Here is a 25,158-nt window from a genome sequence, read left to right as displayed (position 1 = left end):
TGTGTCCTGACGGCCTGTGCGGCGCATTCCCGGGGGCGGCTCCGCCGGCAGTGATCGACTGCCTTCCAGGCGGCAGGGTGGCACGCTCCCGCGGGGGCGGGCAATCGCTTTTCGCCGCGCCGCACTTGCCGGTGGCGGCGCGGCGCGGGCCCGGCTCCCGGCGGGCGGTGCGTGGTGCCGGAGCGTCCGCCGGGAAAGCCACTACGCTGGCCGGGTGACGACCACCGACTACGCCATGTACATCGCCGGTCTGCCGAGGGTCCTCGCGGGCGCCGCCATGCTGTTCCGGGACGGCGCGGGCCGCGTCCTCGTCGTGGAGCCCAACTACCGCGACGGGTGGACGTTGCCGGGCGGGACGATCGAGTCGGACGAGGACGAGACGCCCCGTCAGGCCGCCCGCAGGGAGACGCTGGAGGAGATCGGCCTGGACGTGGCGCCGGGCCCGCTCCTGGCCGTCGACTGGGTGCTGGGCACGGCGCGGCCGCCGCTGGTGGCGTACGTGTACGACGGCGGCGTCCTGGACGACGCGGCGCTCGGCGCGATCCGCCTCCAGGAGACCGAGCTGCTGTCGTGGAAGCTGATCACCCGCGACGAGATCCCGGCGTACCTGCCGGGCACCCTGGGCCCGCGCGTCCTCGCGGCGCTGGAGGCCCTGGACGCGGGCCGGGGCCCGGCGGAACTGGAGAACGGCGCGCCGGCCATGTGAAGCCGTCCGCCCGGTGGCCGGGACGCCGCGCTCCCTGGTGAGCGGGGCCCGTGCCGGCGCGCGGAGCCCGGTCCCGGCCGGCGGCGTCCGGAGCGGGACGGGTCAGCCCTGGTCCTGGGGCTTCGGGGCCGGGCGGCGCAGGTCGTCCTCCCGGGGGGCCACGCGGGCCTCGGTGCGGTGGCCGCGCTGGATGTAGTCGCGGACGACCAGCTCGACGGCGTCCTGCGGGTTGCCGACGCCCGCCAGGACCATGACTTCGACGACGAGTTCGGCGTCGAGCGCGATGTTCACCTTGGCCATGGGCGGACCCTACAGCGCGGGGCGGGCATCTGTTCGCGGGTCGCGGGAACCGGCTCGTAGGCTCGCGGTATGACGATGGTCGCGATTCTCAGCGGTGCCGGCATCTCCACGGACTCGGGGATCAGTGACTACCGGGGCCCGAACGGGCTGTGGCGGCGGGACCCGGAGGCCGGGAAGCTGGTCACGTACGCGTACTACATGGCCGATCCGGACATCCGCCGCCGCTCGTGGCGGATGCGGCTCGACGGCCCGGTGCTGCGGGCCCGGCCGAACGCCGCGCACCTGGCGGTGGCGGAGCTGGAGCGGACGCCCGGGTTCGCCGTGCGGGTGCTGACGCAGAACGTGGACGGGCTGCACCAGATGGCCGGGATGCCCGGGCGGAAGGTCCTCGAACTGCACGGCACGGCGCGGGCCGTCGTGTGCACCCGCTGCCACGCCCGGTCCTCGATGGAGGAGGCGCTGGAGCGGGTGGTGGCCGGTGAGGACGACCCGCCGTGCCGGGCTTGCGGCGGCATCCTGAAGTCGGCGACGGTGATGTTCGGGGAGCGGCTCGACCCGGTGGTGCTGGGGCGGGCCATGGGCATCGCCAAGGCGTGCGAGGTGTTCGTCGCCGTCGGCTCGTCGCTCCAGGTGCAGCCGGCCGCGTCGCTGGCGGGGATCGCCGCCGAGCACGGGGCGCGGCTGGTCGTCGTGAACGCCGAGCCGACCCCGTACGATGGGCTCGCCGACGAGGTCGTGCGCGAACCGATCGGCACGGCCCTCCCGGCGCTGCTGGCGCGGCTGCGGGACGGGGCCGGGGCGGCCGACCCGGGCCGGGCTGCGGACTAGAACAGGCCGCCGGTGCCGGCGCCGCTTTCGAAGGCGAGCAGGCGGCGCTTGCGGTCCAGGCCGCCGCCGTATCCGGTGAGGCCGCCGCTCGCGCCGATGACGCGGTGGCACGGGATGATGATCCCGATCGGGTTGCGGCCGTTGGCGAGGCCGACCGCGCGGGACGCGGTGGGACGGCCGAGCGCGGCGGCCAGCTCGCCGTAGGTGCGGGTCTGGCCGTACGGGATGGTCCGCAGCAGCTCCCAGACGCTCCGCTGGAACGGCGTCCCGGCCAGGTGCAGGGGCAGGTCGAACGCGGTCAGCTCGCCCGCGTGGTACGCGTCGAGCTGGCGGACCGCCTCGCGGAACGGGCGCGGGTCGGGCTCGCCGAAGGTCTCCTCCGGTGGCCGGTGGCGCTGCTCGGTCATGTACAGGCCGCTGAGGACGCCGTCGGTGGCGACGAGGGTGAGCGGGCCGTAGGGGCTGTCGACGATCGTGTGCTGCCGGTGCATGGCTGGCTTCCTCGGCTCAGGCGGGGAGGTGGTTGACGGGGTGGCTGTCGGTGGCCCAGAGGTACTGGACGGCGTAGGCGCGCCAGGGGCGCCAGGCGGCCGCGCGGGCCGTGAGGGCGGCCGGTGTGGACGGCAGGCCCAGCGCGGCGGCGGCGCGGCGCACGCCCAGGTCGGTGGGGAGGAACGCGTCCGGGTCGCCGAGCGCCCGCATGGCGATGACCTCGACGGTCCAGGGGCCGAACCCGGGCAGGGCGAGCAGTCCGGCGCGCGCCTCGTCCCAGTCGCTGTCCAGGCCGAGCTTGAGGGTGCCGTCGGCGAGCGCGGCGACCAGTGTGGTGAGGGAGGCGCGGCGGCTGCGGGGCAGGGCCAGGGCCTCCGGGTCGAGTGCGGCGAGCGCCTCGGGCGCGGGGAACAGATGGGTGAGGCCGCCGCCGGGGTCCTCGACGGGGGTGCCGTGCGCCGCCACGAGCCGCCCGGCGTGGGTGCGGGCGGCGGCCGTGGAGACCTGCTGGCCCAGGACGGCGCGTACGGCGAACTCGGCCGCGTCCACCGTGCGGGGCACGCGGCGGCCCGGGGCGCGGTCGACGTGCGGGGCGAGCAGCGGGTCGGCGCGCAGCTGCTCGTCGACGGCCACGGGGTCGGCGTCCAGGTCGAGGAGCCACCGGCAGCGGCTGATGGCGTGGGCGAGGTCGCGCGGGTCGGTGAGGTGGAGGCGGCAGGCGATGTGGTCGGCGGCGGGGGCGAGGGCGGCGATGCCGTGCCCGTACGGGAGGGCGAGGGTGCGGCGGTAGGCGCCGTCGCGCCACTCCTCGACGCCGGGGACGGCGGTCGCGGCGAGGTGGCCGAAGAGGTTGGACGGGTTGAGGGGGGTGCGGTACGGCAGCCGGAGCGCGATCACGCCGGGGGTGGGGGCGGCGGGGGCGCCGCGGCTGCCGGTGGCGCGGGCGCGCAGTTCGCCGGGGGCGAGGGCGAAGACCTCGCGGACGGTCTCGTTGAAGGAGCGTACGGAGGAGAAGCCGGCGGCGAACGCCACGTCGGCCATGGGGAGCGCGGTCGTCTCGATGAGCACCCGCGCCGTCTGGGCGCGCTGGGCGCGGGCGATGGCGAGCGGTCCGGCGCCGAGTTCGGCGCGCAGCTGCCGTTCGATCTGGCGGGTCGAGTAGCCGAGGCGCGCGGCGAGACCGGGGACGCCCTCGCGGTCGACGACGCCGTCGCGGATGAGGCGCATGGCGCGGGCGACGGTGTCGGCGCGGACGTCCCATTCGGGTGAGCCGGGGCTCGTGTCGGGGCGGCAGCGCTTGCAGGCCCGGAAGCCGGCCTGCTGGCAGGCGGCGGCGCTCGGGTAGAAGACCATGTTCTGCGGCTTGGGCGGCACGACCGGGCAGCTGGGGCGGCAGTAGATGCGGGTGGTGAGGACGGCGGTGAAGAACCAGCCGTCGAAGCGGGCGTCCTTCGACTGGACGGCCCGCACGCAGCGCTCGGTGTCGGTGTGCATGCCTCCAGGATGGTGGAGGCGGGCGGGCCGCCGCTGGCGGAAATCCGACATGAACCTTCCGCTGCCTGCGGCCGGGGGTGTCGCCGTACGGGTGTGCGGGCGGCGCCGGTACGCCGGAGGGATCGTGTCCGGCCGTGGGGGGCGGATACGGCGGCGGCCGCCCTGCCGGGTGGCGGGGCGGCCGCGGCCGTGGGGACGGGGGCGCTGCGGTCAGGCGGTGGCGTCGGCGGGGGCGGCCACGGCCTCGGCGACGTGCGTCAGCACGGCGGACAGACCGGTGATGACCTCGGCGTCCTCGGCCGGGTGGGTCTCCGCGAAGCGGGTCACGGAGCCGGGGATGGCCAGCTCGACGGACTCCAGCACACGGGCGCCGGCGACACCGGCGGCCTTGCGGGCCTCGGTCTGCGCCCACACGCCGCCGTACTGGCCGAAGGCGGTGCCGATCACGGCGACCGGCTTGTCCTTCAGGGCGCCGGCGCCGAAGGGGCGGGACAGCCAGTCGATGGCGTTCTTCAGCACGGCCGGCATGGTGCCGTTGTACTCGGGCGTGAAGAGCAGCACGGCGTCGGCGTCCGCGGCGGCGGCGCGCAGCCTCGCGGCGGCTTCGGGGGCACCCGCCTCGGTGTCGATGTCCTCGTTGTAGAAGGGGACCTCGGCCAGGCCCTCGTACAGCTCGACGGTGACGCCCTCGGGGGCGAGACCGACTGCGGCCTCGGCGAGCTGGCGGTTGTGGGAACCGGCGCGGAGGCTGCCGACGAGCGCGAGGATACGAGCGGACATGGTGACTCCTGAAAGGGGAAGCGGTCAGAAGGACAACTAACCGGACCGAGGTCCGTTTAAAGTTGTACCAGGTAACCGGACCGCGGTCCACTTTCATTCCCGAGGCGTTAGGCTGCTTCCATGACCTCCCCGCCCCCGCACGGACGCATGGAGCTGTCGCTCACCCCCGTCGAAGCGCCCCCGCAGCTGCGCGCGGACGCCGCCCGCAACCGCGCCCGCCTCCTGGAGGCCGCCGCGCGCCTCGCCGCCGAACAGGGCGCCGCCAATCTGACCATGGAGGCCGTGGCCTGCGCCGCCCAGGTCGGCAAGGGCACGGTCTTCCGCCGCTTCGGCGACCGCTCCGGCCTCCTGCTGGCCCTGCTCGACCACCAGGAGCAGCGGTTCCAGCAGGCGTTCATGTGCGGGCCCGCCCCGCTCGGTCCGGGCGCGCCGGCCGCCCGGCGGCTGCATGCCTTCGGCCCGGCCGCGCTGCGCCACGAGGACGAGCACCGCGATCTGTACCTGGCGGCGGCGCAGCTCGATCCGGTGCGGCGGCACACGGTGCCGGCCCGGCTCGTACGGCTCACGCACCTGACGGCGCTGCTGCGGGAGGCGGGTACGGACGCCGATCCGGAGCTGGCCGCGCAGACCCTGCTCGGCTCCCTCGACCCGGGCCTCACCCACCATCTGCGCACCGACCGGGGCATGCCGCTGAGCCGCCTGGAGGCGGCCTGGCACGACCTCGTGGCGCGGATGCTGCCGCCCGGCGCCTGACCCCGGGCCGGCCGGTTCCCCGGCGGACCCGGCCCGCTCCCCCGGCCGCGGTACTACGATCCGTCAGGTGATCGCACCGCCCGCCTCCACGAGCGGGCGGCCCGGAACCACGGCCCCACCGGCCGGGAGAGGACGGGGCATGCGCGTGGCGCTCTTCGTCACCTGCGTCAACGACACGCTGTACCCGCGCACCGGCGTGGCGACGGTGCGGCTGCTGGAGCGGCTCGGGGTGGCGGTGGAGTTCCCCGCCGGCCAGAGCTGCTGCGGCCAGCCCGCGTACAACACCGGCTACCGGCACGAGACGGAGCCGCTGGCGCTCCGCTTCGACCGGGCGTTTCGCGCGTACGACTACGTGGTCACCCCCTCCGGTTCGTGCGCAGCGATGGTGCGCGAGGGCTATCCGCGGCTCGGCGCGAAGGCCGCCGCGGAGGGCCGGGGCACTCGGCTCGCCGAGGCGGCGGCGCGCGCGGCGCCGAAGACGTACGAGCTGACCGAGTTCCTCGTGGACGTGCTCGGCGTGACCGACGTCGGCGCGTACTTCCCCCACACCGTCACCTACCACCCCACCTGCCACGGCCTGCGCGCGCTGGGCCTCGCGGACCGTCCCCGCCGGCTCCTCGCCCACGTCCGCGGCCTGGAGCTGCGCGAGCTCACCGGGGCACGGGAGTGCTGCGGCTTCGGGGGGACGTTCGCCGTCAAGAACCCGGACGTCTCCGCCGCGATGGGCGCCGACAAGGCGGACGCCGTCGAGGCGACGGGCGCCGACGCGGTGTGCGCCGTCGACAACTCGTGCCTGGCGCACATCGGCGGCACCCTCGCCCGGCGCGGCTCGCGGGTGCGGCCCGTGCACCTCGCCGAGATCCTGGCCGCCACCGAGGAGGAGCCCCACGCATGAGCGGTACGTACCTGGGCATGCCGGCCTTCCCCGAGGCCGCGCACGACGCCGTACGCAACCCCACGCTCCGCCGGAACCTGCGCCACGCCACCCGCACGATCCGCGACAAGCGGGCCCGCGCGGTGGCCGAGCTGGAGGACTGGGACGGGCTGCGCGCCGCCGCCAGGGCGGTCAAGGACCGGACGCTGCGCCACCTCGACCGCCACCTGGTGCGGCTGGAGCAGGCGGTCACCGCCGCCGGCGGCACGGTGCACTGGGCCGTCGACGCCGCCGAGGCGAACCAGATCGTCACCGGCCTCGTCAAGGCGACGGGCGAACGCGAGGTCGTCAAGGTCAAGTCGATGGCCACGCAGGAGACCGGCCTCAACGAGGCGCTGGAGGCGGAGGGCATCCGCGCCTACGAGACGGACCTCGCGGAGCTGATCGTGCAGCTCGGCGACGACCGGCCCTCGCACATCCTGGTCCCGGCGATCCACCGCAACCGGGGCGAGATCCGGGACGTCTTCCGGGAGCGGATGGGCAGCTGGGGCCGCCCCGCCCCCGAAGGGCTGACCGACCACCCGGCCGACCTCGCGGAGGCGGCGCGGCTGCATCTGCGGGAGAAGTTCCTGCGGGCCAAGGTCGGTGTCTCGGGTGCGAACTTCATGGTGGCGGAGACCGGCACCCTCGTCGTGGTCGAGTCGGAGGGCAACGGGCGGATGTGCCTGACGCTCCCCGAGACGCTGATCTCCGTCGTCGGCATCGAGAAGGTCGTCCCCACCTGGCGGGACCTGGAGATCTTCCTCCAGCTGCTGCCCCGCTCCTCGACGGCGGAGCGGATGAACCCGTACACGTCGATGTGGACCGGCACGACCGACGGGGACGGGCCCCGCGCCTTCCACCTGGTGCTCCTCGACAACGGGCGCACCGACACGCTCGCCGACGAGGTGGGCCGGCAGGCCCTGCGCTGCATCCGCTGCTCGGCCTGCCTGAACGTGTGCCCGGTGTACGAGCGGGCCGGCGGCCACGCGTACGGCTCCGTCTACCCGGGTCCCATCGGAGCGATCCTCAGCCCGCAGCTGCGCGGCACGGACAGCGAGGTCGACGCGTCGCTGCCGTACGCGTCGTCGCTGTGCGGGGCCTGCTACGAGGTGTGCCCGGTCGCCATCGACATCCCGGAGGTGCTGGTGCACCTGCGGGAGCGGGTGGTCCAGGGCGGTGAGGTGACGCGGAACGGGGTGCGGGTCAGGCTGCGCCCGGCGAAGGGGCACGCGGCCGAGCGGGCGGCGATGCGCGCGGCGCGCTGGACGCTGGACCACCCGGCGGCGCTGCGGGCCGGGCAGCGGCTCGCCGCGCGCACCCGGCGGCTGCACCCGAGGCGGCTGCCGGGGCCCGGCAGGGCCTGGACGGACACACGGGAGCTGCCGGAGGTGCCGGCGGAGTCGTTCCGGGACTGGTGGTCGAGGACACGGGGAGGCGCGGCGCGGTGAGCGGGAGCCGAACGGGCGGTGCGGGCGGCGCGGGCGCGGGTGCGGGTGCGGGCGGCAGGGAGCGGGTGCTGGCGCGGGTACGGCGCGCGCTGGTGGACGTGCCGCGCGACGAGCGGCCCGCGGACGTGCCGGTGGAGCGGTCCTACCTGCGGACGCACGGGCGGCGGACCGCCGAGGAGACCGTGGCCCTCCTGGCCGAGAACCTCGCCGACTACCGGGCGGTCGTGCACCGGACCACCGAGGACGGCCTCCCCGCCCTGCTGGCCGGGCTCCTGGCCCGGCGCGGCTCGACGGCGGTGCTGGTGCCGCCGGCGCTGCCGCCGCACTGGCTGGCGGCCACCGGCGCCGCCCTGGTCCCCGACACGGCGGCGCACACCGTCCGGGAGCTGGACGCGGCCGGCAGCGTCGTCACCGGCTGCGCGCTGGCCATCGCGGAGACGGGCACGCTCGTGCTGGACGGCGGGCCCGACCAGGGCCGACGGCGGATCACGCTCGTGCCGGACCACCACATCTGCGTCGTACGGGTCCCGGCGCAGATCGTCTCCTCCGTTCCGGAGGCGCTGGAGCGGCTGGGCCCGCGCCGTCCGCTGACGTGGATCTCCGGTCCGTCCGCGACCAGCGACATCGAACTGGACCGGGTCGAAGGCGTGCACGGCCCGCGCACCCTGGAGGTCGTCCTGCTGGAGACCCCCCGCCCCGGCGACGGCCCCGACGACCCGCGGTCCACGGGCGCGGACGCGGGCGCCGGCGAGGGCGCGGGCGCGGGCGCGGTTGAAGCGTCCACGGCTTGACGCCCGCGCCGTTGAACGGGTGACCGGCGCGGGGCCGGTGGCGCGTCACCGCCGCGGGATGCGGGGGCCGCAGGGCGGGAGGACGATGGTGGTGTGACGCGGGCGGCAGGGTGAGCCCCGCGTCCCCACCACCCCTACTCCCCCGGGGTCTTCGATGTTCCAGCTGTTCCGCAACCTCAGCTCGACCGATCTGGCGGTTCGTCAGTTCCCGGTCTTCGCGCTCTCCTTCGTGCTGGCGAGCCTGTTCTACAAGTTCGGCAGCTTCGCCCTGGAGGCGGTGGCGTTCCTGGCGACCTGGTTCGTCCTGGACGCGGTCGTGGAGGGCGTGCGGCGGGTGCGCGACCGGCGGTGGAGGGTCCGCCCGCAGCAGGGCGCGTAGAGCGGGCCGGCGATGGCGGCGGGCATCCCGCGCGGTGTGCTCGACCCGGACGGCCGGCGGGCGGTCGTCCACGACCGGCACGGCACGCTGATCGCGCTCGACACGGAAACCGGCACCGTCCTGTGGCGGCGCGGCCGGCGGCTGCGGCCGTGCGCCGTGGCGGGCGCGGCGGTCGTCGCCGTACGTCTGGCGGGGGTGCCGGGCGGCGGGCCCGCGGAGGCGCACGAGCGGGACGGCCCCGGTCCGGCGGGCCCCGTGACGGCCGTGGTGGTCGACATCGAGGACGGCGACGAGCGATGGGAGTCGGCGCCGCTGCGGCTGCCGGACTGGGCGCGGCCCTCGCTGGTCGACACGCCCGTGTTCACGCTGGCCGCCGAGGTGGCGGCCGGCGGGCGGGCCGTGGTCCTGCGGTGGGCGGCGCTCGACCGGTACGACGGGGGCGCCCCGCCCGGCCCCGGATCGCGGGCGGCCGCCGTGCGGAAGGCGAGCGGCGCGGTGCGGGTGGATCTGTCCGGGCCGTCGCCGGTGGTGCTGCCCGAGGCGCCCGGGCCGGTCCCGGAGGCCGTACGGGAGGCACCGGACGGTGCCGGGCCGCTCCCGCCGGACGTACTGGAAGCGGGCCGGGTCGGCGTACGGCGGGTGGAGCTGGCCGTACGGCGGGGGGCGGCGGGCGACGCGCTGGTGCTGCGGGCGGTGGATCCGGGCGCGCAGGCGCCCGCCTGGGAGGTGGTGCTCGACGAGGGGCCGCGCCGCGCCCCCCTGCCGCCCCGCCCCTGACCCCGGCACGACGGCCACGGCCCGCGGCCCGTGACCGGGTGCCGAACCGACCGGCCCGCGAGGAGAGCGGATCGCCATGACCACCTCGGACGAAGAACTGGCCCGTGCCAGGAACATCCCCGTCGACCAGGTGCCCCTGCTGCGGGAGGCGCGCGGCACCACCAACGAGACGCTCGCGCGGACGCCCGAGGGCGCGCTGCGCAAGGCGCTGGTCCGCCTCGACCGGGCCGACCTGCCCACCGAACGCGGCATGTTCCGCCTGGAGCAGCTGCGGGACGACGAGGGCAAGGTGCCCGAGCAGGCGCTGGAGACGGCGCTCGGGCAGATGTGGACGGCTGTCCGCTCCAGCCCGCCCTCCCCGGTGACGGCCGGCGTCCCCACCCTCCAGGACGGGATCGGCACCCGCGCCGGGCCCGCGCCGACCGCCGGGATGGCGATGACCGCCTGGGAGTGGCTGGGTCCCGGCAACATCGGCGGCCGCACCCGCGGACTGGTCGTCGACCCGGACGACCCGGACCGGATGTGGGCGGCGAGCGCGGGCGGCGGGGTCTGGCACACCGGGGACGGCGGGGCCTGGTGGGCGCCCGTGGACGACTTCCTGGGCAACCTCGCCTGCGCGTGCCTCGCCATGGACCCGGCCGACCACCGGCGGCTGTACGTCGGCACGGGCGAGGGCTTCTCCAACGGCGACGCGCTGCGCGGCAGCGGGATCTTCACCACCGCCGACACGGTCACCTGGGTGCCGCTGCCCGCAACCCAGACCCCCGACTTCCACTACGTGAGCCGGATCGCGGTGTCCTCGACCGGCGAGGTGCTGATCGCGGCGACCGGCACGGGGCTGCACCGCTGCGACGACCCGGCACGCGCCACCTGGCGCAGGGTCCTGGACGTGCCGGTCGGCGACGTGCGGTTCGACCCGGGCGACGACCTGCGCGCCGTCGCGGGCGCCATGGCCGACGGCGAGGCCTGGTACACCAGGGACGGCGGCCTGACGTGGACGCCCGCCGCGCGCGGCCCGTGGGGCGGGCGCGTGGAGCTGGCGTACGCGGCGCGCACGTCGGAGGTGGTGTACGCCTCGGTGGAGGCGACGGACGGCGAGATCTGGCGGTCCGACGACGGCGGCGCGACCTACCGGCGGCGCGGCACCCTGGCCCCCAACGGCCTGAAGGCCCCGTACCTCGGCAAGCAGGGCTGGTACGACAACGCCGTGTGGGCCGGTGACCCGGCCGACGAGGACCTGCTCGTGGTGGGCGGGATCAACCTGTGGCGCAGCACCGACGGCGGCCACCGGCTGCGGGAGATCAGCACCTGGTGGCACGGGCGGTCCGTGCACGCCGACCAGCACGCGATCGTCTCGCACCCCGGATACGACGGGACGGGCAACCGGACGGTGTTCTTCGGCAACGACGGCGGGGTGTTCAAGGCGGTCGACCTGGCCGCCGTCGGCACCGAGCCGGAACCGCCGTTCACCGCCGGCTGGACGGAGCTGGTCAACAACTACGGCGCCACCCAGTTCTACGGCGGCGCGGGGAACGCGGCCAGCGGCACCATCGTCGGCGGCGCGCAGGACAACGGGACGCTCGCGGTCGGCCCGGCCGACGGCAGCGAGGCGTGGCGGAGCATCTTCGGCGGGGACGGCGGCTGGTGCGCCGCCGACCCGACCGACCCGGACGTCTTCTACGGCGAGTACGTACGGCTCGGCATCCACCGCTCCGTGGACGGCGCGACGACGGACGGGGAGTCGGCGGGCGTGCCGTGGTACGAGCGGTACATCAACGGGCAGGTGCTGAACCCGGTCGACAACACCTGGCAGTGGAAGCCGGTGCCGTACCGCATCCCCGACGCCATGTCGGGCAGCGCCCTGTTCATCGCCCCGTTCGTCCTCGACCCGAACGCCCCGAGGCGCCTCCTCGCCGGCGGCATGTCGCTGTGGCGCACCGACGACGCGAAGGCGCCCAACACCCTGTCGACGGGCCCGAAGTGGCGGGCCGTCAAGCCTCCGGCGGGCAAGCCGGTCAGCGCCATCGCGGTCGCCCCGGGACACCCGGACGTGATCTGGGTGGGCCACACGGACGGCCGGGTGTTCCGCACGGGCGACGGCACGGCCCCCATGCCGTCCTGGGACCGCGTCGGGGTGACGGGGCCGCGCCCGCTGGAACCGGCCCGGTACTGCACGTGCCTGACCGCCGTCGCGGGCGACCCGGACACCGTGTACGCCGCCTTCGGCGGGTACGTCCGGGGCAATCTGTGGGTGAGCCGGGACGGCGGGGCGCAGTGGGCGAACCTGGGCTCGGCGCTGCCCGCCGCGCCCGTGCGGGCCCTCGCCGTGCACCCGCGGCGCTCCTCCTTCCTGTACTGCGGCACGGAGGTGGGTCTCTTCGCCAGCGAGGACGGCGGTCTGTCGTGGTCGCCGACGAACGAGGGGCCGACCAACTGCTCGGTGGACGACCTGTTCTGGATGGACGCCACGCTGGTGTGCGTGACGCACGGCCGCGGCATGTTCCGCATCGACCTGTCCGGCGTCGGGTGAGGCGCCGCCGGCGGCGACGTCTTGAGGATTCTCGAAGTGCCGGCACCGGCGCGGGCGGCGCCGGGATACTTCCCCGCACCGGACACACGCCGGCCGGGGTCCTCCGGCCGGGCATCGCGGAGGGTGACACATGCCGGACCACGCACTGACCCGTCGATGGCCGACCTTCCTGGCGCTCGCCCTGGCGCTGGTGACCTTCGTCGACGGGGTGCCGCCCCTGGCCTTCCTGGCGGCGCTCCTCGTCGCCATGCCGGTCTGCTATCTCGTCTTCGGCGCGTTCCGCGGGGAACTCCGCGACCGCCGGACGCTCGCGGTGCAGCTCGCCGGGCTGGCGGGCTTCGGCGCCCTCGCGGCGCTCGCGCTCGCCGCCGACGCCCGGTGGGGCCTGTACGTCGCGGCCGCCGGATGGTTCGCCCACGGGGTGTGGGACCTCGTCCACCACCGCTCCGGCCGCGTGGTGCCGCGCGCGTGGTCCGAGTGGTGCGGTGTCGTCGACGTGTCGGGCGCGCTCGCGATCCTCGTACTCGCCTGATCGACACCCCCTCGTATGACTCAGATCACACATGCTTCCTGTCAGCAATCGGCCCGCCGCCCCGCTCAACACGCGGAAGCAAGCGAACCGAGACGGGAGCACGCGCATGAAGCACCGCATCGTCGTCCTGGGCGCCGGATACGCCGGGGCCTTCACGGCCGGGAACCTGGCCCGCCGGCTCTCCTCCGCGGACACCGAGATCACCCTCGTCAACGCCGAGCCGGACTTCGTCGAGCGGCTGCGGCTGCACCAGGTCGCCGCCGGGCAGGACATCGGCGCCCCGAAGCTCGCCGACGTCTTCGCGGGCACGGGGGTCCGGCTGCGCCTGGCCCGCGTCACCGCGGTCGACCCCGAGCGGCGGGTGGTCGCCGTGGCCGACGGGCGGGGCGGCGGCGAACTCGGCTACGACACGCTCGTCTACGCGCTCGGCAGCCACGTGGCCGACCACGGCGTGCCGGGCGCGGCCGAGCACGCCTTCGACGTCGCCGGCCGTGCCTCGGCGCTGCGCCTGCGGGAGCGCCTGGACACCCTGGAGCGCGCAGGCGGCGGGAGCGTGGTGGTCGTCGGGGACGGGCTGACCGGCATCGAGGCCGCCACCGAGATCGCCGAGTCGCGTCCGGCCCTGTCGGTGGCGCTGATCGCCCGCGGCGAGCTGGGAGCCAGGCTCTCCCCGGGGGCCCGCGCCCATCTGCGCCTGGCCTGCGACCGGCTCGGCATCGCCGTGGTGGAGCACACCGGCGTCGAGGCGGTCGAAGCGGCCCGCGTGCTGTGCGCCGGCGGCGCCGCCCTGGCCGCCGACGCGACCGTGTGGGCGGCCGGGTTCGCGGTCCACCCGATCGCCGCCGCCAGCGGACTGGAGACCACCGGGGACGGCCGGATCGTCGTCGACCGCGCCATGCGGTCGGTGTCGCACCCGGACGTGTACGCCGCCGGGGACAGCGCCTACGCCATCGGCGACAACGGCAGGCCGCTGCCGATGTCGTGCGCCTCGGCCGGCTCCACCGGCCGGCAGGCCGCCGAGTCGGTCGTGGGCCGCCTGACCGGCCGGAAGGCCGCCCGGGTCAGGCTCGGCTACGTGGGCAACCACATCAGCCTCGGCCGGCGGGACGGCATCCTGCAGCTGGTCGACGCCGAGGGGCGGGCGAAGCCGGCGCACGTGAGCGGCCGGAAGGCGGCGCGGATCAAGGCGGGCATCCTCAGGGTCGCGCTGTGGGGCGTCTCCCATCCGACCTTCGGCCTGCCGAAGCGTCAGCTCGCCCTCGTGGTCCCGCCGTACGCGCCGGCCGAGGGCCGTGCCGCCGCCTAGGGTGGCCCGCGTGGACAGCACTGACACGGACCGCTTCGACACCAGTCGGTTCGAGGCCTGCCGGAACCGGCTGGCCTCGCTGGCGTACCGGCTGCTGGGCTCCGCCGCCGACGCCGAGGACGCCGTGCAGGACGCCTTCCTGCACTGGCAGGCAGCCGACCGGCAGCGGATCAGGGTGCCGGAGGCGTGGCTGACCAAGGTCGTCACGCATCTGTGCCTCGACCGGCTCCGCTCGGCGCGGGCCCGCCGGGAGCGCTCCGTCGGCGCGTGGCTGCCCGAGCCGCTCCTCGCGGGCGACCCCATGCTGGGCCCGGCCGACACCTTCGAGCAGCGCGAGTCGGTCTCCCTGGCCGTGCTCACCGTCATGGAGCGGCTGTCCCCCGTCGAGCGGGCCGTCTACATCCTGCGCGAGGCGTTCGCTCACAGCCACGCGGAGATCGCGGAGATCCTCGACATCAGCGAGGCGGCGAGCCAGCAGCACCTGCACCGGGCGCGGCGCCGCGTCACCGCCGCGCGCCGCCACCGCGACGACGTGGACCCCGCGGCCGCCCGGAGGATCGTGGAGGAGTTCCTCGCCGCCGCCTCGTCGGGGCGCACCGAGCGGCTGGTGGCGATGCTCACCGACGACGCTGTCGCGATCTCCGACGGCGCCGGTCTGGCGGAGAGGCTGCTGCAGTTCGACACGCCGCAGCGGATCGCCGCCGTCGCGCGGGCCGGGTTCACCCCGACGCCCGCGAAGCGGCGGCTCGCGGGCGGCACGCCCGCGATGCACTACGCGTGCGTCAACGGCGCCCCGGCGCTGCTGGTCGTCGTCGGCGACCAGGTCGTCGGCGCCGTGACGTTCGACATCGCGGGCGGCAGGATCGCCACCGTGCGGGGCATCGCCGCCCGCGCCCGCCTCGGACGGCTCACCGCCGCCTGGCGGCGGCAGGAGCCGGACACGCCGCTCGTCGCCGAGTGGTGACCCGCCGACGGCCGTGGCCCGGGACCGGCTCCCGCCCTGCGGGCGGCGCGGCCGAGATGCGTGGTCAGGGGGCCGCGCGGCCGGGGGCGGTGCCGCCCGGGTGCGTGGTCAGCGGACCGCGGGTGGCACGGCCGGGGGTGGCGTGGTCAGGGGGTCACGGGTGCGCCGGGGCCGTCGGCGTCGTCGCCCGGTGTGCCGGCGTACCGGGCGAACGCCTCGTACGCCCGCTCGTCGAACAGGACGAAGACCACCTCCTCGACGGCCGTCTCCGCCTCCCGCACCGCCCGCACGGCGATGCGGGCGGCGTCGTCGAGGGGCCAGCGGTACACACCGGTCGAGATGGCGGGGAACGCGACCGTGCGGGCGCCCAGTTCGTCGGCCACGCGCAGCGACTCGCGGTAGCAGGAGGCGAGCAGCTCGGGATCGCCGCCGCCGTCCGGCCCGTACACCGGGCCGACGGTGTGGATCACCCAGCGGGCGGGGAGCCGTCCGGCGGTGGTGGCCACGGCCTGCCCGGTGGGCAGGCCCCGGCCGTAGCGGGAGGCGCGCAGGGCGCGGCACTCGGCGAGGATCGCGGGGCCGCCCGCGCGGTGGATGGCGCCGTCGACCCCGCCGCCGCCCAGGAGCGAGGAGTTGGCGGCGTTGACGATCGCGTCGGCGTGCTGCCGGGTGATGTCGCCGAGCGTCAGGGTCAGTCGCGTCATGAGCCGATCATGCCGGATCCGGGGACGGCGCCGGCCGCATTTCCGCCCCGGGGGCCGGGGTGCCGTAGCAGCGGGCCACCCAGGCGTCGTCGTGGACGGTGTCGAGGCTGAGCGTCGGTGCCGCAGCCGCGATGGTTTTGGTGTCAGGTGGAGCGCAGTTCCCTCGCCGACTGGCTCACGTAGGTCCGCCGTGGTGAGAGCGCGGCCACCACGCGAAGCCGGTGCGGATGGGCCAGGGTGACCAGCGTGTGCACCAGCGCGCCGCCGCCGGGGCACCCGCGCCGTCACCGGGCACTGCTCGGGCCGCGTCTGACGGGCCGCCGCACGCGTCCCGTCCGTATCCGCATCCCCGACTCCCTCACCGCTCCGCTCGTCCGAGGCGACGGCCCGACCGCCGCTGCACGCCCAGCGCGACGGCGGCGACCAGCAGCGAGACCGCCGGGCCGACCAGCAGCGGGGCGGGCCCGCAGCCCGTGACCAGCCGCCCGCCGAGATATCCGAGGCCGACGGTGTACGAGACGAAGAGGGTCTCGGCTATGCCGGCGCCTATCAGATAGCTGCGGAGCGGGAAGCCCACCACGCCCGCCGTGAGTCCGCCCACGCCGCGCCCGGTGGGCACGAAGCGCACGGCGATCACCGCCGGTATGCCGTACCGGTGGATCCGGTGGCTGACCCACTCCAGCATCGAGCGGCGCCGGGCGTCGCGCGACAGCCAGGCCAGCGCCCGGCCCCGCGACCTGCGCCCCAGCGAGAAGACGACGAGGTCTCCCAGGACGGCGCTGGTCAGGGGGATGAGCAGCAGGAGGGGCAGGCTCAGACCGCCGGCCGCCGCGACGGCGCCCGCCCCGGCGAGCAGCGCGGAGTTGGGCACCATCGGCGGCGCCGTGGCGAGAACGAGCAGCACGTAGAACCAGTACGAGCAGTCCATGCCGGCCAACTCCCTCGGGTTCCCGTGCCGTCACCTGCATGCAAACGCTGGCAGGTGCGACGCCGGGGTGCAACCGCCCCAGGGGCGGCCCAGGGCTATCCAGGAGCTGTCCCCTAGGGGAAGCGGGGTCCGCTCTCCGGGGCACCCGGAGAACGCGCCGCGGCTCGCCCCGGAGGCCCCGAATCAGGGTTTGTGGCGCACGAGTTGGTCCAGAGTGCCGGTGATGACGGAGGCCAGGGGGCCGAGTTCCTCGTCGAAGTAGAAGTGCCCGCCCGCGACGGTGTGGACCTCGGCGCCGCCGACCGCGTAGTCCTTCCACAGCGCGAGGTCGCCGGGCGGGACGGAGGCGTCGTCCTCACCGCCGATCGCGACGAGCGGGCAGGTCAGCGGCGCCCCGGCGACATACCGGTACCCCTCGATGATCCTCAGGTCGCCGCTGACGACCGGGTACGCCAGCTGCCACAGCTCCGGGTGCGCCTCCAGGGCCCGCGCGCCCTCGCCCCCGAGCCCCCGGAGCCAGGCGCGCACCTCGTCCTCGCCGAAGCCCAGGCCGCGCGGCACGCGCTCCGCCGGGGCCTTGCACGCGGAGACGAAGAGGGCGGTCAGGGGCGAGGGGAAGCGGGGCCGCAGCCGCCGTGCGGCCTCGAACGCCACCACGGCGCCCATGCTGTGCCCGAGGAACGCGGTGGGCCGGTCGAAGGGCGTGTCGAGGGCCCGTACGGCCTCTTCCGCGAGCGCCTCCACCGACGCGGGCGCGGGGTCGTCGTAGCGGTCCTGGCGGCCCGGGTACTGGACGGCCCGCACCTCGATCCACTCCGGCAGCCCGCGGGCGAGCCGGTGGTAGGCGCTGGCGGCTCCTCCGGCGTGGGGGAAGCAGTACAGCCGCACGGCGGCGTCCGGCCGCGCCACGAAACAACGGAACGGGCTCGCCGGAGTCATCGTCCGCTTCCCCCCTGCCCTCACGGTGTCCCGGCCCGCCCCTCACCGCGGCGACCGCCGACGCGGCCGCCGAGCGCCCGGCGGCCGACACCCGGGCACGACGGTCCCCACCCTGCACCACCCGGCTGTACCGGCGCTACAGGCCGCCGGGGAACACCCGGCCACCGGGAAGGGCCGCGCGGGTGAAGCGGAGGGCTCCGCGGGGCTCAGCGCGGGTCCCGGCGCAGGTGGCGCCAGACCGCCTTCGCGGCGTTGTGCCCCGACATGCCGTGGACGCCGGGGCCGGGCGGGGTGGCGGACGAGCAGAGGAACACCGCCGGGTGGGGGGTGTGGTACGGGCGCAGCGTGAGGCGGGGGCGGAGCATCAGCTGGAGGCCGCGGGCGGCGCCGCAGGCGATGTCGCCGCCCACGTAGTTGGCGTTGCGCGCGGCCATCTCGCGCGGGCCGGCGGTGGCGCGGGCCAGCACGCGGTCGCGGAAGCCGGGCGCGAAGCGTTCGATCTGCCGCTCGATCGCCTCGGTGAGGTCGCCCTGCCAGCCGTTGGGGACGTGGCCGTACGCCCAGAAGACGTGCTTGCCGGCGGGGGCGCGACCGGGGTCGACGAGGCTGGGCTGAGCGGTGATCAGGAACGGTGTCTCCGGCGCCGTGCCGCCCGACGCCTGCCGCAGGGCGGTGCCGATCTCCCGGGTGGACGGGCCGACTTGGACCGTTCCGGCGCGGCGGGGCTCCTCGGCGGTCCACGGGACGGGGCCGTCCAGCGCGTAGTCGATCTTGAAGACGGAGGCGCCGTAGCGGTAGCCGTCGTAGAAGCCTCCGAGGCCGGCGATGCGGGCGAGCGCGGTCGGCGAGGTGTCGAAGACGTACGCGCGGGCCGGCGGCAGGTCGTCGAGGCGCTTGACCTCGTAGTCGGTGTGGACGGCGCCGCCGAGGTCCTTCAGGTACGCGGCGAGCGCGTCGGAGATGGACTGGGAGCCGCCGCGCGGCAGGGGCCAGCCGCCCGCGTGTGCGGCGAGCGCGAAGACCAGGCCGATCGCGCCGGTCGCGAGCCCGCCGAGGGGCGCGATGACATGGGCGACGAGCCCGGCGAACAGGGCGCGGGCGCGGTCGTCGCGGAAGCGGCGCATCAGCCAGGTGGACGGCGGCAGCCCGTCGAGGCCGAAGCGGGCGAGGGTCACGGGGTCGCGGGGCAGCGCGGTCAGGGGCAGCGACATGAAGTCGCGGGCCAGCGTGTCCCATCTGCCGGTGTACGGCTCGACGAGGCGCCGGTACGCGCCCGCGTCGCGCGGCCCGAACGAGGCGGCCGTCTCGGAGACGGACCGGGCCAGGACGGCCGCCGTGCCGTCGTCGAAGGGGTGGGCCATGGGCAGCGGCGCGTGGAGCCATTCGAGGCCGTAGCGGTCGAGCGGCATGGCGCGGAAGGCGGGCGAACCCGCGCCCAGCGGGTGCACGGCGGAGCACGGGTCGTGACGGAAGCCGGGGAGGGTCAACTCCTCCGTGCGGGCTCCGCCGCCGACCGTCGCCTTCGCCTCGAAGACGGCCGTGGAGAAGCCGCGGCGGGCCAGCTCGACGGCGGCGGTCAGCCCGTTGGGCCCCGCTCCCACGACGACGGCATCGAGCATCGACGGCACCTTCGGACTCCTTCGTCAGCCGACGGCCAGGACAGCCCAGGATAGGGCGCCGCCCGCGGCCGCCGGGCGGCGGGCGGGGCGCCGGGGCGTCACTGGGGCCGCAGCAGCGACACGACGCGCGTGGCGGTGGCCTCGTCCCGCGCGGCCGTGAACGGCAGGGTGTTGCCGCCCGTGACGCGGAACGGGTCGCCCGCGATCGTGCGGTGCGTGCCGCCCGCCTCGGTGACCAGGAGCAGGCCCGCCGCGTGGTCCCAGGCGTACTCCCAGGTGAAGGCGACCGCGTCGCAGTCGCCGCGCGCCACCGCCAGGTACGCCAGGCCCGCCGAGCCGCACGGCCGGGGGTCGACGCCGTCGACGGCGAGGCCGGCGAGGGCGTGCTTCTGCGCCGCGGTCGTGTAGTCGGGGTGCGCCGTGGCGACCCGCAGCGTCGCACCCGGCTCGGGGCTGCCGGCCCGCAGCGGTGCGCCGTTCAGCCGGGCACCCCTGCCGCGGACGGCGACGGCCGTCTCGCCCAGGGCGGGGGCGTACGTCCAGGACGCCAGCAGCTCGCCGTGGCGGGCGAGGGCGACGAGGGTGCAGAAGCCCGGGTCGCCGTGGACGAACTGGCGGGTGCCGTCGACCGGGTCCACGATCCACACGGGCGCGTCGCCGCGTATCGCGTCGTACAGGACGGGGTCGGCGTGGACGCCCTCCTCCCCCACCACGACGGAGCCGGGCAGCAGCGCCGTCAGGGACCGCGTCAGGTGCAGCTCGGCCTGGCGGTCGGCGATGGTGACCAGGTCGTGCGGTCCCGACTTCTCGTCCACCTCGTGCGTGGCGAGCTGCCGCCAGCGGGGCGTGACCTCCGCGGCGGCGGCCGCGCGCACGGCGTCCTCGACGGCGGACAGGAAACCGGTGTCGTCCAGCACTTCGTCGCTCATGCGTCCATCACACCACGCCCCACCGACACGCCGGGGTTCACGGCCGGTGACACCTGGAGGCGGAGTCGTCCCCCACCGTTCGCCCGCGCTTCACGCCGCGAGCCCGTGGTCGCGCGGGGGGGGAGCCGGGGCGCGACCGCCACTCGCCCGCGCTTCACGCCGCGGGCCCCGTGGTCGCGCACGGGGAGCCGGGCTACGCGGACATCCTCGACGCCGGCATCTCGAGCCCCATGGTCGCGCACGGGGAGCCGGGGCGCGCCGCCCGCCCGACTCCCGGCCCTCTCGCGGGCGTTGTCGGTGGCGCCTGCCAGGATCGGGGGCATGAACGTCCCCACCCCGCTCCGTTCGGAGCTCCACAGGTCGCAGGTGTACGTCGACTGGGTGCGCGCCCACGACCCGGGCGCGGAGGCGGCCGCGGTGGCCCTGCTCGACGAGGTGGCGGGCGGGGTGCACCGGGCGCGGGAGAAGCCGGGCCGGTTCGTGGAGGGCCTGGAGCGGCGGGTGCGGGAGCTGCCGCCCGCGCACCGCCCGTGGTTCTGGGACACGGTGGCGCACCGGCTGTGCGGCTGGAGCGACCGGTACGCGGGCCGGGTGTTCGCGCTGGCCCGGAAGGCGGAGCGGGAGCACACGCTGCCGGTGGACACGGCGTGGCGGGTGGCGAACGTGCGGCTGCTCGCCGGGACCGGGGTCCTGCCGGCCAAGGAGTTGAGCGACCATCAGCGGTGGCTCGCCTCGGTGCTGGACGCCGGGGAGGCGCACCGGGAGTTCGTGCGGGTGCTGACGGCGTGGGCCGGGTCGCCGGGCGAGCTGCCCGCCGATCTGGCGCGGCGCGTGCGGGCGTCGGCGCGGGCGGCCGGGCTCGACGCGGCGGAGGACGCGCGGGTCCTCGCGCGCGTGGTGGGCGGCGGGCGCGGCAAGGCGGTGCCGGACGCCCTGCTGGACGCGGTCGCCGCGCTGCTGGAGCGGCACCCGCAGGACGACGGGGTGTACGCGGCGCTGGTGGACCTGTTCCCGGACTCGCGGGGCGACGCGGCGGCCTGGCTGCGGCTCCTCCAGCGGTCGGGGGCCGCCGACGCGGTGGTGGCGGGCCGGGTGACGCCGGAGGGCGGGGTCGCCGGATGGCTGGGGCGGTACACGCGGATGTACTCCCACGGGCGGCGCGGCGGCGGTGTGGTCCGGCAGCCGATGCCGCAGGAGCTGTTCGACCTGGTGGCCCGGTTCGCGCCGCGGCTGCGGGCGGCGGAGGCGCCGGTGCGGCTGCACGAGGACCGCTACCGCTATCCGGGGCTCGACGCGGACCTGCTGGACGCGTGCCTGGCCGAGGGGGTCGCGGTGGAGGACCCGGGCGACGCGGTGCGGCTGGAGTTCTGGGGCGAGCGGTCGCGGCGCGATCTGCAGGCGCTGGCCGCGGACCCGGTGTTCGGGCGGCGGCTGGAGGGCACGGTCCACGCCGGGCTGCGCGGGGGCGGCACGGCCATCACGCGGATGCCGGAGAACTCCGGCATCGCGGCGGAGGTCCGCGCCCGGATCGACGCGCTGCTGCGGGAGGTGCGCGGTGGCGGGCTCGCGGCGGCCGACGAGGCGGTGGACGAGCTGGCGCGGCTGCTGGACCGGCCGACGGCCACGGCCCTGGACGGTGTCGACGAGGCGCTGGCGGGCCTGGACCTGACGGGGCCCCTGGCGCGCTCCCTGCGGGCGGGCCTACCGGAGGAGCTGGGCTGGCCCGCTCTGGAGGAGGCGGTCGCGGAGCTCGGCCCGGACGGGGTGCGGGGCGTGACCTGCACCTGGCCGGTGCTGACCGTGTACGGGCGGGACCGGGCCGTCGCCGTGGACCACGCGGGGCGGCGCGCCGCCTGCGCGTTCGCCGTCCCGCAGGACGCGACGATGCACGTCGCGCACTTCGCCGGCGGGCGGTTCCTGGTGAGCTGGACGGACGAGGAGAAGGGCACGTTCGCGCGGCGCGCCTTCTGGTCCGACCGGCCGGAGGAGGTGTTCGAGCCGGAGCGGGTGTCCGGTCTGCGGCCGTTCGACGGGCTCGTCGACGGCGCGTTCGGCTTCCAGTTCGCCACCCCGGACGGGGGCGGGCGGCACGACGGGACCCGGGTGCTGCGGCCCGGCGACCGGGGCGGAGTCGACGACGACGGCGAGCTCCAGATGGGCGACGGCACGCGGCTGTGGAGCGCGCGGGTCTTCCGCGGCGACTGGGAGCGCGTGGACCCGGCGACGGGCGCGCGGCTGGGGGACCGCGCGCTGCCCGCGTTCCACCGGGACGGCGAGGTGCCTTTGGGCCGGGCGGTGTTCGCGGACTCGCTGTCGCTCGCGGCCCTGCCGGAGGGCGCCCCGCCGTCGCCGCTGGGGCAGGACGGGCGGCTGGTCGGCTGCCGGGTGCTGTACGGGACGCCGTACGCCGGGCCGTCGCCGACGGACTTCGTGCTGGAGGGCGTCGACGGCCGCTGGGCCCGGTTCCGCAGTGCGCAGCCGGGGCGGCACCCGTGGGGTGTGCTGCGGATGCCCGCGGGCGGCGAGGACGCGGTGCTGGTCGAGCCGGACAACGTCCGCGCGTACGCCGCGCGGGACGGCTCGCTGCTGTGGGAGGCGCACGGCTTCCCCGGCGGCGAACGGCACCGGTGGCGCCGCCCGTCCGGGCACGCGGTCGGGCCGGTGCCCCCGCCCGCGTACTGGCACTTCCTCACCCCGCGCGACGAGGCGGCGTCGAAGGCGCTGCGCGCGGCCGGCGACGAGGCCGTGCGCGCCCTGCTCGACGCGGCGCTCGGCGGCGGCGCGCCCGGGGGCCGCGGCGGCGCGGACGGCGCGGCGCCCGGCGGGGCCGGGGCGGCGGTGCGGGAGGCGCTCGCGCGGGTGCTGCCCGAGGTGGCCGAGCCGCGGGTGGTGGCCGGTGTGGTGCGGGCGGCGCTGCTCGCGGCGGATGTGCTGCGGCGTCGTGAGGAGCTGTCCCGGCGGGTCGCCGTCATGCGGTCGGGCCCGGTGGTGACGCTGCCCGCCGAGGTGCCGGACACGGTGCTGCTGCCCGCCCTGTACGGGCTGCTTCCGCAGCTGCGCCCGTATGCCGCGCCGAAGGTCCGGCCGCTGGCGGCGACGCTCACGGCTGTCGCGGCGGACGGCCGCCATCTGCGGGGCGGGATCGACGCGGAGACCGCGGCCCTGGCGCTGCCCGCGACGCCCGGCGAGTGGACGGCCCTCGCGGGGCGGATCGACGCGGTGTGCTGGCGCGCGGCGGTGGAGACGACGCCAGGCGAGGAGCGGGACGCCCTGGCGGCGCTGCTGCGGGTGTGGAGCGGGCAGCCGTTCGCCGAGCGCGGCAGCCGGTGGCGCACGGGCCGCGCCCCGTACGCCGGTGTGGAGGCCCGCCGGGCCGCCGGCGGGCTGCTGGCCACGGGCGCGGGGCAGGACGGGGCGGTGCGGTTCCTCCAGTCCGCCGCCGAGCCCGCGCCGGACGGCGCCGAGGACGTGGCGACGGTGACCGTCGGGCGGGACGACGCCGCGCGGCTGCCGGGGCTGCTGGAGCTGGTGGAGCGGCACGGGCCGCTGCCGTTGGCGGCGGAGGCGGTGGACGTGTTCGCGCGGCGGACCGGGGTGCGGCGGCCCGTCGCGGCGCTGGTGCTGGCCGGGCTGCCGCGCCGCGAGGGGTACGACGAGGACCGGAGGATGCTGCGGTCGAAGCCGTACGCCGCGACGAAGGCCGTCGTCGACGCGTACCGGTCGCTGTGGAACGGGCTGGGCGCGCAGGGTCGGGCAGCGGTCCTCGCCGCGGGTGTGCCGGAGGACCCGGCGGAGCTGTGGGCGGCCGGCGGGATGGCGGCCGCCGCCGGGCGGATGGCCGAGGTGTGGGTCCGTCTGGTCGGCAGGCAGGTGTACGTCGACGAGGACCTGACCGCCGCGGTGGAGGAGGACCTTGGGCTGGGCGGCGAGTGGGCGCGGAGCCTCGCCACCGGGGAGCCGCCCGCCGGGGTGGCGGGCTTCGGCGCCACCGGGTTCGTCCTCGCGGAGGACGGCCGGGGCGGGCTCGATGTGCACGAGGCGGAGGCGGACGGCACGGCCGGCGCGTACGTGGGGCCGCGTGTGGTGGACGCCCGGCTCGTGTCGCTGATCGTGTGGGCGCTGACCGAGCGGCCCGTCGGCGATCCGGCCGCGGCCGCCGCCGTGCGGCTCCACGGGCGGCTGGCCGCGCTGATGGACGATCCGGGGACCCTGGTCCCGCTGTACGGGGAGCGGCGGCTGGCGGAGGCGCTGGCCGCCGACCCGGCCGTGCCGCCGTACCGGGGGACGGTCGCGCCCTGCCCGCGGGAGGGTGCGGGACGGAGCGTGCCGGTGGAGGCCGTGTACGACGACGGGACGTTCGTCGTCGCGCTGCCGAGCGGCGACACCTGCCTGCGGACGGCGGCACTGGCCGACCCCGTGCGGCTGGAGCGGGCCTTGCGGCTCTGCCGCGAGCTGGACCGGCCGTGGCTGCGGCAGAGGATCGAGCGGCTCGGGGCGATACGCGGCGGCGGGGTGGCCCGCCTGGTGGAGCGGGCGGCGTCGACGCCGGTCCCGGCCGGCGGGTACGAGCTGAACCCGGCGCTGAGCGTGCCCGCTCTGGTGGCGGAGGCGGCCGGGGCGCTCGGGGTGGGCGCGGACGCGGCGGCGCTGTATCTCCAGCTGCTGGCGCTGGCGCGGCCGACGGATCGCAACGTGCGCCGCTGGAACGGCTGGTCGCCCGCCCGCCACAAGGCCGCCCAGGCGGAGCTGGCGGCCGTGGGCGCCGTCGAGACGGGCCGCAGGGCACGGGCGGGGCGCACCGCGTTCGTACCGGGCCCGTGGACGGAGGTGAAGGCGCCGGAACTGCCGCTGGAGACGGCGAAGCTGGCGGCGTACCACGCGACGGTCGCCCGCAAGGAGGTGTCGTCCCCGTGCGTACGCCTGCTGCCGCTGCTGCCGCCGCACGAACTGTTCGCCCGCGCGTGGGAGTCGCGGCCGGACGCGGCGTAGGGGCACGGGCCGGCCGCCCGCCGACCGCCCCGCCACGCCGGCGCCCAGGCGCGG

The 25,158-nt window shown here is 76.6% G+C and carries 22 protein-coding genes; 13 read left to right on the top strand and 9 right to left on the bottom strand.

What is annotated here, in order from left to right; genetic code table 11:
- Positions 1-214: 214 nt before the first annotated feature.
- The gene (locus ACSUPT_RS25310) at positions 215-706 is read left to right on the top strand and encodes an NUDIX domain-containing protein (RefSeq protein WP_436945603.1); all 492 of its coding nucleotides are present in this window, start codon (positions 215-217) and stop codon (positions 704-706) included.
- Positions 707-808: 102 nt separating this feature from the next.
- On the opposite strand, the gene ACSUPT_RS25305 is transcribed toward ACSUPT_RS25310, so the two are convergent.
- Entirely contained in the window at positions 809-1,006 is a 198-nt protein-coding gene (locus ACSUPT_RS25305; protein ID WP_351964712.1) for a type II toxin-antitoxin system VapB family antitoxin, read from the bottom strand.
- 69 nt (positions 1,007-1,075) lie between these two features.
- Here ACSUPT_RS25305 and ACSUPT_RS25300 point away from each other — a divergent pair, with 69 nt between their 5' ends.
- A complete protein-coding gene (locus ACSUPT_RS25300) occupies positions 1,076-1,834 on the top strand; it encodes an SIR2 family NAD-dependent protein deacylase (RefSeq protein WP_436945601.1) in 759 nt (252 codons plus the stop codon).
- Here ACSUPT_RS25300 and ACSUPT_RS25295 read toward each other — a convergent pair.
- From ACSUPT_RS25295 to ACSUPT_RS25285, 3 genes are all read right to left on the bottom strand, one after another.
- Positions 1,831-2,325, bottom strand: a complete 495-nt coding sequence (locus ACSUPT_RS25295) for a methylated-DNA--[protein]-cysteine S-methyltransferase (RefSeq protein WP_436945599.1) — start codon at positions 2,323-2,325, stop codon at positions 1,831-1,833. The two genes, ACSUPT_RS25300 and ACSUPT_RS25295, sit on opposite strands and share 4 nt — an antisense overlap.
- 16 nt (positions 2,326-2,341) lie before the next feature.
- A complete protein-coding gene (locus ACSUPT_RS25290; RefSeq protein WP_436945598.1) occupies positions 2,342-3,820 on the bottom strand; it encodes an AlkA N-terminal domain-containing protein in 1,479 nt (492 codons plus the stop codon).
- A 210-nt stretch (positions 3,821-4,030) separates the two neighbouring features.
- Positions 4,031-4,600 (bottom strand): NAD(P)H-dependent oxidoreductase, encoded by a 570-nt coding sequence (locus ACSUPT_RS25285; RefSeq protein ID WP_361658882.1) that lies wholly within the window; start codon positions 4,598-4,600, stop codon positions 4,031-4,033.
- A 120-nt stretch (positions 4,601-4,720) separates the two neighbouring features.
- Between ACSUPT_RS25285 and ACSUPT_RS25280 the strand changes: the two genes are divergently transcribed.
- The 10 genes from ACSUPT_RS25280 to ACSUPT_RS25235 all read left to right on the top strand — a co-directional run bounded on the left by ACSUPT_RS25280 (position 4,721) and on the right by ACSUPT_RS25235 (position 14,996).
- Positions 4,721-5,353 (top strand): TetR/AcrR family transcriptional regulator, encoded by a 633-nt coding sequence (locus tag ACSUPT_RS25280; protein WP_361658885.1) that lies wholly within the window; start codon positions 4,721-4,723, stop codon positions 5,351-5,353.
- Between the two features lie 139 nt (positions 5,354-5,492).
- A complete protein-coding gene (locus ACSUPT_RS25275; RefSeq protein WP_361658888.1) occupies positions 5,493-6,248 on the top strand; it encodes a (Fe-S)-binding protein in 756 nt (251 codons plus the stop codon).
- A complete protein-coding gene (locus ACSUPT_RS25270) occupies positions 6,245-7,717 on the top strand; it encodes a lactate utilization protein B (protein WP_436945595.1) in 1,473 nt (490 codons plus the stop codon). Before ACSUPT_RS25275 ends, ACSUPT_RS25270 begins: the two co-directional genes overlap by 4 nt.
- Before the next feature lie 65 nt (positions 7,718-7,782).
- Positions 7,783-8,508 (top strand): LutC/YkgG family protein, encoded by a 726-nt coding sequence (locus ACSUPT_RS25265; RefSeq protein WP_436946267.1) that lies wholly within the window; start codon positions 7,783-7,785, stop codon positions 8,506-8,508.
- Positions 8,509-8,662: 154 nt separating this feature from the next.
- Positions 8,663-8,887: a hypothetical protein gene (locus ACSUPT_RS25260; protein ID WP_351964704.1), complete on the top strand. Its 225-nt coding sequence runs from the start codon at positions 8,663-8,665 to the stop codon at positions 8,885-8,887.
- A 12-nt stretch (positions 8,888-8,899) separates the two neighbouring features.
- Complete coding sequence (locus ACSUPT_RS25255; RefSeq protein ID WP_436945593.1) at positions 8,900-9,664, top strand: outer membrane protein assembly factor BamB family protein; 765 nt, start codon at positions 8,900-8,902, stop codon at positions 9,662-9,664.
- A gap of 76 nt (positions 9,665-9,740) precedes the next feature.
- Positions 9,741-12,194, top strand: coding sequence for a WD40/YVTN/BNR-like repeat-containing protein (locus ACSUPT_RS25250; protein ID WP_436945592.1), 2,454 nt, complete (start codon positions 9,741-9,743; stop codon positions 12,192-12,194).
- Positions 12,195-12,324: 130 nt separating this feature from the next.
- Positions 12,325-12,726: a hypothetical protein gene (locus tag ACSUPT_RS25245; RefSeq protein WP_351964701.1), complete on the top strand. Its 402-nt coding sequence runs from the start codon at positions 12,325-12,327 to the stop codon at positions 12,724-12,726.
- Between the two features lie 106 nt (positions 12,727-12,832).
- On the top strand, positions 12,833-14,032 hold the full coding sequence (locus ACSUPT_RS25240; RefSeq protein WP_436945591.1) for an NAD(P)/FAD-dependent oxidoreductase: 1,200 nt from the start codon (positions 12,833-12,835) through the stop codon (positions 14,030-14,032).
- Between the two features lie 10 nt (positions 14,033-14,042).
- Positions 14,043-14,996: a sigma-70 family RNA polymerase sigma factor gene (locus ACSUPT_RS25235; RefSeq protein WP_361658901.1), complete on the top strand. Its 954-nt coding sequence runs from the start codon at positions 14,043-14,045 to the stop codon at positions 14,994-14,996.
- Between the two features lie 146 nt (positions 14,997-15,142).
- Here ACSUPT_RS25235 and ACSUPT_RS25230 read toward each other — a convergent pair whose 3' ends face one another.
- The 5 genes from ACSUPT_RS25230 to ACSUPT_RS25210 all read right to left on the bottom strand — a co-directional run bounded on the left by ACSUPT_RS25230 (position 15,143) and on the right by ACSUPT_RS25210 (position 20,115).
- The gene (locus ACSUPT_RS25230) at positions 15,143-15,700 is read right to left on the bottom strand and encodes an O-acetyl-ADP-ribose deacetylase (protein WP_436945589.1); all 558 of its coding nucleotides are present in this window, start codon (positions 15,698-15,700) and stop codon (positions 15,143-15,145) included.
- 358 nt (positions 15,701-16,058) lie between these two features.
- The gene (locus tag ACSUPT_RS25225; RefSeq protein ID WP_361658906.1) at positions 16,059-16,628 is read right to left on the bottom strand and encodes a DedA family protein; all 570 of its coding nucleotides are present in this window, start codon (positions 16,626-16,628) and stop codon (positions 16,059-16,061) included.
- A gap of 183 nt (positions 16,629-16,811) precedes the next feature.
- Positions 16,812-17,567: a thioesterase II family protein gene (locus tag ACSUPT_RS25220; protein WP_403499738.1), complete on the bottom strand. Its 756-nt coding sequence runs from the start codon at positions 17,565-17,567 to the stop codon at positions 16,812-16,814.
- 206 nt (positions 17,568-17,773) lie between these two features.
- The gene (locus tag ACSUPT_RS25215) at positions 17,774-19,195 is read right to left on the bottom strand and encodes a phytoene desaturase family protein (RefSeq protein ID WP_351964694.1); all 1,422 of its coding nucleotides are present in this window, start codon (positions 19,193-19,195) and stop codon (positions 17,774-17,776) included.
- Between the two features lie 89 nt (positions 19,196-19,284).
- Positions 19,285-20,115 carry an inositol monophosphatase family protein gene (locus ACSUPT_RS25210; protein WP_351964693.1) on the bottom strand — a complete coding sequence of 277 codons (831 nt, stop codon included), beginning with the start codon at positions 20,113-20,115 and terminating at the stop codon, positions 19,285-19,287.
- 321 nt (positions 20,116-20,436) lie between these two features.
- Here ACSUPT_RS25210 and ACSUPT_RS25205 point away from each other — a divergent pair, with 321 nt between their 5' ends.
- Positions 20,437-25,104, top strand: coding sequence for a hypothetical protein (locus ACSUPT_RS25205; protein ID WP_436945587.1), 4,668 nt, complete (start codon positions 20,437-20,439; stop codon positions 25,102-25,104).
- Positions 25,105-25,158: the final 54 nt, after the last annotated feature.

This window comes from Streptomyces sp. SudanB25_2051, assembly GCF_964272635.1.
Classification (GTDB): Bacteria; Actinomycetota; Actinomycetes; order Streptomycetales; family Streptomycetaceae; genus Streptomyces.
This window is presented reverse-complemented; position numbering and strand designations above follow the sequence as displayed.

Excerpts from the sequence above, each read along its gene's own strand:
- ACSUPT_RS25305 (WP_351964712.1), bottom strand. The coding sequence starts at position 1,006 with ATGGCCAAGGTGAACATCGCGCTCGACGCCGAACTCGTCGTCGAAGTC.
- ACSUPT_RS25300 (WP_436945601.1), top strand. The coding sequence starts at position 1,076 with ATGACGATGGTCGCGATTCTCAGCGGTGCCGGCATCTCCACGGACTCG.
- ACSUPT_RS25295 (WP_436945599.1), bottom strand. The coding sequence starts at position 2,325 with ATGCACCGGCAGCACACGATCGTCGACAGCCCCTACGGCCCGCTCACC.
- ACSUPT_RS25290 (WP_436945598.1), bottom strand. The coding sequence starts at position 3,820 with ATGCACACCGACACCGAGCGCTGCGTGCGGGCCGTCCAGTCGAAGGAC.
- ACSUPT_RS25285 (WP_361658882.1), bottom strand. The coding sequence starts at position 4,600 with ATGTCCGCTCGTATCCTCGCGCTCGTCGGCAGCCTCCGCGCCGGTTCC.
- ACSUPT_RS25280 (WP_361658885.1), top strand. The coding sequence starts at position 4,721 with ATGACCTCCCCGCCCCCGCACGGACGCATGGAGCTGTCGCTCACCCCC.
- ACSUPT_RS25275 (WP_361658888.1), top strand. The coding sequence starts at position 5,493 with ATGCGCGTGGCGCTCTTCGTCACCTGCGTCAACGACACGCTGTACCCG.
- ACSUPT_RS25270 (WP_436945595.1), top strand. The coding sequence starts at position 6,245 with ATGAGCGGTACGTACCTGGGCATGCCGGCCTTCCCCGAGGCCGCGCAC.
- ACSUPT_RS25260 (WP_351964704.1), top strand. The coding sequence starts at position 8,663 with ATGTTCCAGCTGTTCCGCAACCTCAGCTCGACCGATCTGGCGGTTCGT.
- ACSUPT_RS25255 (WP_436945593.1), top strand. The coding sequence starts at position 8,900 with ATGGCGGCGGGCATCCCGCGCGGTGTGCTCGACCCGGACGGCCGGCGG.
- ACSUPT_RS25250 (WP_436945592.1), top strand. The coding sequence starts at position 9,741 with ATGACCACCTCGGACGAAGAACTGGCCCGTGCCAGGAACATCCCCGTC.
- ACSUPT_RS25245 (WP_351964701.1), top strand. The coding sequence starts at position 12,325 with ATGCCGGACCACGCACTGACCCGTCGATGGCCGACCTTCCTGGCGCTC.
- ACSUPT_RS25240 (WP_436945591.1), top strand. The coding sequence starts at position 12,833 with ATGAAGCACCGCATCGTCGTCCTGGGCGCCGGATACGCCGGGGCCTTC.
- ACSUPT_RS25230 (WP_436945589.1), bottom strand. The coding sequence starts at position 15,700 with ATGACGCGACTGACCCTGACGCTCGGCGACATCACCCGGCAGCACGCC.
- ACSUPT_RS25225 (WP_361658906.1), bottom strand. The coding sequence starts at position 16,628 with ATGGACTGCTCGTACTGGTTCTACGTGCTGCTCGTTCTCGCCACGGCG.
- ACSUPT_RS25220 (WP_403499738.1), bottom strand. The coding sequence starts at position 17,567 with ATGACTCCGGCGAGCCCGTTCCGTTGTTTCGTGGCGCGGCCGGACGCC.
- ACSUPT_RS25210 (WP_351964693.1), bottom strand. The coding sequence starts at position 20,115 with ATGAGCGACGAAGTGCTGGACGACACCGGTTTCCTGTCCGCCGTCGAG.
- ACSUPT_RS25205 (WP_436945587.1), top strand. The coding sequence starts at position 20,437 with ATGAACGTCCCCACCCCGCTCCGTTCGGAGCTCCACAGGTCGCAGGTG.